This is a genomic window from Sphaerospermopsis reniformis (assembly GCF_005402885.1).
Classification (GTDB): Bacteria; Cyanobacteriota; Cyanobacteriia; order Cyanobacteriales; family Nostocaceae; genus Sphaerospermopsis; species Sphaerospermopsis kisseleviana.
This window is the reverse complement of the sequence record NZ_BJCE01000412.1, coordinates 1-2,636: the sequence shown is the minus strand read 5'-3', so window position 1 is coordinate 2,636 and position 2,636 is coordinate 1. Positions and strand designations below refer to the sequence as shown.

The following is a 2,636-nucleotide window of genomic DNA, read 5'->3' as shown; positions in this document are numbered from 1 at the left end:
ATACATTTTGATGCACCTTGATGCAAGGGTTTTTACCTATTTTACCCTTTTTCCTTGCACTTTGTTCCTCTTTTTTGCCCCTAAACTCTTCCTTTATCTAGGTTTTGCGTTTATTCAGCAAACCCTAATTACAAATTTGACAATAATTCCCTACAAACATTCCGGTCAACGTCTCTAATCACTCATCAAGGCTTATATAAAAAGATAAAATTCAAGTAGTTATGTCTAGTCTAATGCTTGTAAACCCTTGATTTTTTGGTTTTTATCATCAACAATAAAAGCATCATGTTTCATACATGATTGTAGCCAATAAAAGTGACAGAAGCCCTGATATATGTCCGCTCTTGCGGACATTTTATTATTCATTTTTTAATAGTTAATTTTCAGTCAATATCTAAATTGATTGAATAACTAAAACCCGTCTTTCCTGTTTCCTGATCCTTGCTGTTTCCTGCCTACACACTTCAATAATGGACAATTAACAATGGACAATTGACAATGACCTCTCTCTGAAAGGAAGAGGATTGAAAAAATTGTCAAAGTCAAAAGACATAACTACTACAATTATGTCCAAAAAATTAAATAACTGGTCAGTGACTAATACTGACACTCTATAGCACCGGAATCAACTATTATTATTCCTGATAGCTGTTCTCTTGAATTGAAAGATTTAATCGTGTATCCTTAGCAGTCAAGAACATTATATCAAGCAAGATGATGAACAAATTTATACTAAGCCTCTTTTCTTCTCCTGTATTGATTAGCTCCTGGTTGACTATGGGAGTGATGCTCAAGCAAGCCCAAGCGATAGAACCAACAGTTAAAAATACATCCCAGAATACAGCCCAAAGTAAAGATAATTTGTCCTGTATTCGCAATAAACATAAAGTTGGTTTAGTATGTGCTAGAGCTTCTGTATTAGCTCAAATTCCAGAGTATCAACCCCAAGCAGAAGATTTTGATACTCCTGCTGATATTCAGATGCTAGAGTTCAATATTGAAGAAAGCAATATGGCCGTGGATTTATTTGGCTGTGATTGCCCTGCTTGTATAAATTCTTTACGAGCAATGCGTGGTGTAACACCTTTAGTTTATTAAGGAGTGGTGACTGGTGAGTGGGGAAGAAAATTTTAGATTTTAGATTTTAGATTTTAGATTGGAGATGACAAAAACAATCCAAAATCCATGACTCCTATTCCCCATTTCCTATTCCCCATTTCCCATTTCCCCTTGAAAAATCAATAACTTCCAGCCCATGTGATCCATGTATGGGATAAACCTATATGCAGAACTTCCTCAGTCATCTCTGGTTCAGAAATGATTGCACCAGTTAAATCTGCATCATAGAGTTCTGATTCTTCGATATTGCTACCAATCAAATTGGCTTTTTGAAGATTAGCACTGCTGAAATCAGCACCACTGATATCTGCTTCACTGAGGTTTGCACCCAGTAGGTTAGCTGACGTTAAATTTGCGGCTCGCAAGTCTGCACGACTGAGGTTAGTTTCCTGGAAATTAACTCTTGTCAAATCAGCACCAATCAAATTTACTTCACTCAAGTTTGCACCTTGCAAATTTGCGCCATTGAGATCGGCATTGGTCAAATTTGCTCTAGATAGATTACATTTACTCAAGTTGGCTTCACTTAAATCAGCACCACTCAAGTCAGCTTCAGATAAATTAACACCAGTTAATTCAGCTTGAGTTAACTGTGCCTGATGCAGAATTGCTCCCTTAAAATTCCGTTTTCCTGATGTATATTGACTCAGGAAGCTATTAGCGTCCATAATTTTACCTCTCTGTGTCTTTAAGTCAGTTCAACTCCTCAAACCACGCAAAAGACAATCGGGTTATACTATTGTGCTAAAGATTTTAGGATTTTTAATCTTTCCTTAATAGAAAGATACTTAACTTAATAGTAAGGACTTAAAAAGTAATAACGTAAGTTGCTAGTTAGGGAAACTGTCAGAATCAGGATTTCCAGGATTGAAGGATAATCAGGATTAAAACTAGGATTTTACAGCAGTTTCCAATTACCCATTACCAGCCTCAACTAGATGACTAGTACAGCTTGGCGCAAGTAAACCCACCATTAAAGTTGGTGAAAAATCTGTGATTTGAAACACTTGTGAAAGGTAGGCGTATTTATGCCGAGAGGTACTAGCAACTTAGGTTAATAGGCAAAAGGTATATTTTTGGTAAAGAGCGATCGCAATCATCATCCCATCATTCTTCTTGATCTTGATTCAGAGGTCACATTCTGAAATTATGATCACAAATCCTTTAGACACGAGTGAGAACACGAGAGCGATCGCCTGGAGAATCTTCAAAAATTGCCCCGCGTTCAATTAAGTCGCGCTTCATAGCTGGAGAAATGCCCTGATTATCTCCAAATATTGCATTTTTAACTGCTGCGCCGCTCAGGTCGGCACCGCTCAGGTCGGCAAGGCTCAGGTTGGCACCGATCAGGTTGGCACGGCTCAGGTTGGCACCGATCAGGTAGGCACGGCTCAGGTTGGCACGGCTCAGGTCGGCATCGCTCAGTTAGGCACCGCTCAGGTTGGCACGGCCCAGGTTGGCACCGCTCAGGTTGGAAACGCTCAGGTGGGCACCGCTCAGGTTGGCACCGCTCAGGT

At 39.3% G+C, this 2,636-nt stretch carries 4 protein-coding genes; 1 reads left to right on the top strand and 3 read right to left on the bottom strand.

The annotated features are described in order from the left end of the window. Positions 1–717 precede the first annotated feature (717 nt). Positions 718–1,098 (top strand): hypothetical protein, encoded by a 381-nt coding sequence (locus FFR48_RS27110; protein WP_096568149.1) that lies wholly within the window; start codon positions 718–720, stop codon positions 1,096–1,098. Between the two features lie 140 nt (positions 1,099–1,238). On the opposite strand, the gene FFR48_RS27105 is transcribed toward FFR48_RS27110, so the two are convergent. From FFR48_RS27105 to FFR48_RS29795, 3 genes are all read right to left on the bottom strand, one after another. Continuing rightward, positions 1,239–1,787, bottom strand: coding sequence for a pentapeptide repeat-containing protein (locus FFR48_RS27105; protein WP_096568147.1), 549 nt, complete (start codon positions 1,785–1,787; stop codon positions 1,239–1,241). A 496-nt stretch (positions 1,788–2,283) separates the two neighbouring features. Further along, complete coding sequence (locus FFR48_RS29800; RefSeq protein ID WP_371851491.1) at positions 2,284–2,544, bottom strand: pentapeptide repeat-containing protein; 261 nt, start codon at positions 2,542–2,544, stop codon at positions 2,284–2,286. Next, positions 2,545–2,634, bottom strand: coding sequence for a pentapeptide repeat-containing protein (locus FFR48_RS29795; RefSeq protein ID WP_268932473.1), 90 nt, complete (start codon positions 2,632–2,634; stop codon positions 2,545–2,547). Between the last annotated feature and the right edge of the window lie 2 nt (positions 2,635–2,636).